The 2,436-nt window shown below is 55.6% G+C and carries 3 protein-coding genes and 1 pseudogene; 2 read left to right on the forward strand and 2 right to left on the reverse strand.

Translation table 11 applies throughout. The features are described from left to right. Positions 1-183: pseudogene (locus tag ACXRVY_RS24365) on the forward strand (LysE family translocator); the annotation flags it as partial. Between the two features lie 20 nt (positions 184-203). Here the strand turns inward: ACXRVY_RS24365 and ACXRVY_RS24370 are convergent. Next, complete coding sequence (locus ACXRVY_RS24370; protein WP_223458947.1) at positions 204-1,163, reverse strand: GlxA family transcriptional regulator; 960 nt, start codon at positions 1,161-1,163, stop codon at positions 204-206. A gap of 96 nt (positions 1,164-1,259) precedes the next feature. Here ACXRVY_RS24370 and ACXRVY_RS24375 point away from each other — a divergent pair, with 96 nt between their 5' ends. Beyond that, the gene (locus tag ACXRVY_RS24375; protein WP_223458945.1) at positions 1,260-1,715 is read left to right on the forward strand and encodes a tautomerase family protein; all 456 of its coding nucleotides are present in this window, start codon (positions 1,260-1,262) and stop codon (positions 1,713-1,715) included. Between the two features lie 261 nt (positions 1,716-1,976). On the opposite strand, the gene ACXRVY_RS24380 is transcribed toward ACXRVY_RS24375, so the two are convergent. Beyond that, on the reverse strand, positions 1,977-2,436 hold a 460-nt coding region (locus ACXRVY_RS24380; protein WP_458238460.1), incomplete at its 5' end, for a LysE family translocator.

Below are 2,436 nucleotides of genomic sequence, written 5' to 3' on the forward strand. Positions count from 1 at the left end.
TTCTTGGGGTTATTGCTTGCACTTATCGCATTGATCTTTCATGCCCTACTCGGATTTTGTGCCGGACAGCTGCATATGCGCCTTCGCGAGGGCATGATCTCCAAACGCCTGGGAGCCTATAGCTTCGCTGCGGTTATGACAGCGCTGGCGGCACGTTTGCTTCTACTTAATCGACCACTTTAAAAGGAGCGAGACATATCGGCTTAACGCAATTGCCGGGGTGTTGCGTTAAGCATTTTTTTCATCAATCGCCGCAAAGACGTGGCATCCCGGTATCCGACGCGTTCGGCAATGGTATCGACCGAGTATTTACTGTTTACCAGCAGCTCCCGGGCTTTATTGGCCTGGACACGCTGGATCAGCCGCAACGGGCTGTAGCCGGTAGCCTTGTGTATGTGTCGAGACAACGTTCGCTCTGACAAGCCAAAGTCGAATGCGAGTGTACTGACGTTGATGGTCGCCGGTAGTGAGGCTTCGATATGAGCCGTCAGCTTTGCGATCAATTCATTTCCCTGAGCCATCATTGCCGGAACCATGAAGGGCGATTGCAGCTGTCGGCCGTCTATCAGTAGCGTTCGTGCAACGGCATTTGCCAATGCCGGGGAGAAATGGCTGCGTAGAAGTTGCAGCATCAGATCGCTGTGACCTAACGCTGCGCCTGCGGTAAGCAACGGGGGATCGGAGATCACCATGCGGTCGGCATCTACCTGGCACTCCGACGCCCACTGCTGGAGCAAGGGTGCCATCCACCAGGAAGTGGTAACACAACGCCCAGCGAGCACGTTCGCAGCCTGCAACACGAATACCGCAGAACATGATGCGGCTACGTTACCACCAGCCCGCATATGCGCCCGTAATGCCGGCACCAGCAAAGCAATGTCCGGCTGTTGCAACCGTTGCTCAATCAAGGCGACGTCCGCTATGCCGATGCCTGGGATGATCCAGCATGAGCGGTCATCAGGGCTGGTAACCAGGGGCTGAACCAAAATGTGCATGCCTTGGCCGAGGGGAACGCGATCCGTATTCACCCCACAGACTTGCCAACGTGGGACAGCAGTGCCCAATCGCTCGGCGAGGATGGCCGCCGTCGAAAGGATATCCAGGGTCAGTGCGACACTGGAGGCAAAGGCGCCAGGAAGTACCACAATTGTAAAATCATTCATTGGCTGATTATGCACGAAAGATGTCGATTCGGTCGCTAGTTGCAGCGACTCCGTGCTGGCTCAATAACGACTCCATTTCATTGAGCGTTAACCTGTATGCCAAATATCCTGATCAAAGTGCCTCAAGGTTCCTTTACTTGCGAACAACGGGTACTGCTTAGCGAAGCGATTACGAAAGTGGCCGTCGAGGTCGAGCAAATCGGCAGCGATCCACGTCAACGGAGCCTGTGCTGGACGCTCATTGAAGAAGTGGCTTCCGGTTCCTGGACATGTGGTGGCGTGGATGTCAGCGCTCAAGCCATTCCTTGCATCATCCAGGTCAAAGTCCCCAGCGGTGTACTGAGCGAGGCCATGCGAGGCGACTATGTACAGCGTTTGCATCAAGCGGTAAGCCGGTCGAAAGAAGCGAACGACCAAAGAATCGTCATGACGTCGATCATCCTTGATGAAGTCAACGACGGCTTATGGGGAGCCAACGGAGCAATCTGGTATTTGGCCGATTTCACTCAGGCGGCCGGGTACCGACATCTGCAGGGGCTGACGGGGAAGTAAGGCAGCACAGCCAAAAGCGGTCACTCGTGAATGCTCCAAGACGCGAATCTAATCAGTGGCGAGTAAACCGGTCGCCACTGAACGGAATGGCTACTCCGTAATTTCAACCTTATCCAACACCCGATTCACCGATACTTTCCGGTAAAGGGCTTCCCCCATGATGCGCCGTTTAATCTTCCTTGAAGCGCTTACTGGGTAGGTTCGTACAGAGTTTCACAGTCCCCGGCCTTCCTGTTACCGGAGTTACAAGCCCGACTCCCCTTACGCCGCCTGCCGCCGCATCGTCAGAATGGCAGCACCGAAACCGATGAATGTCGACCCCACCACCCGGCTAACCCAGCGGGACAGCGCAGGCCGGGTCAGCACACCCTTGGCCYGCGAGGCGAGCGCGGCATAGAGGCTCAGGGACGACACCGACAATGCCATGAAGATCGAGGTCAGGATCAGAAATTGCGGCAGCAATGCCGTGCTCTGATCGATGAACTGCGGAAACAGCGCGGTGAAGAACATCGTCGCCTTGGGGTTGGTCACCGCCGTCAGGAAGGCCGATTTGTACAGTTTGGAGCGAGTCGGCCGGCTTTTCTTCAAGTTATCCTGAATCCCGTCCGGGAGCATCGGGCCCTTTTTGAACAATTGTCTGATGCCCAGGTAGAACAAATAACCGGCACCGATGAATTTCACCGCATTGAACAACCATTCGGAACTGGCGAGCAGCGCCCCC

The sequence above is a fragment of the Pseudomonas sp. P5_A2_2 genome (assembly GCF_054177685.1).

Coding starts and splice junctions, on each gene's coding strand:
- ACXRVY_RS24370 (WP_223458947.1), bottom strand. CDS start 1,163: ATGAATGATTTTACAATTGTGGTACTTCCTGGCGCCTTTGCCTCCAGT.
- ACXRVY_RS24375 (WP_223458945.1), top strand. CDS start 1,260: ATGCCAAATATCCTGATCAAAGTGCCTCAAGGTTCCTTTACTTGCGAA.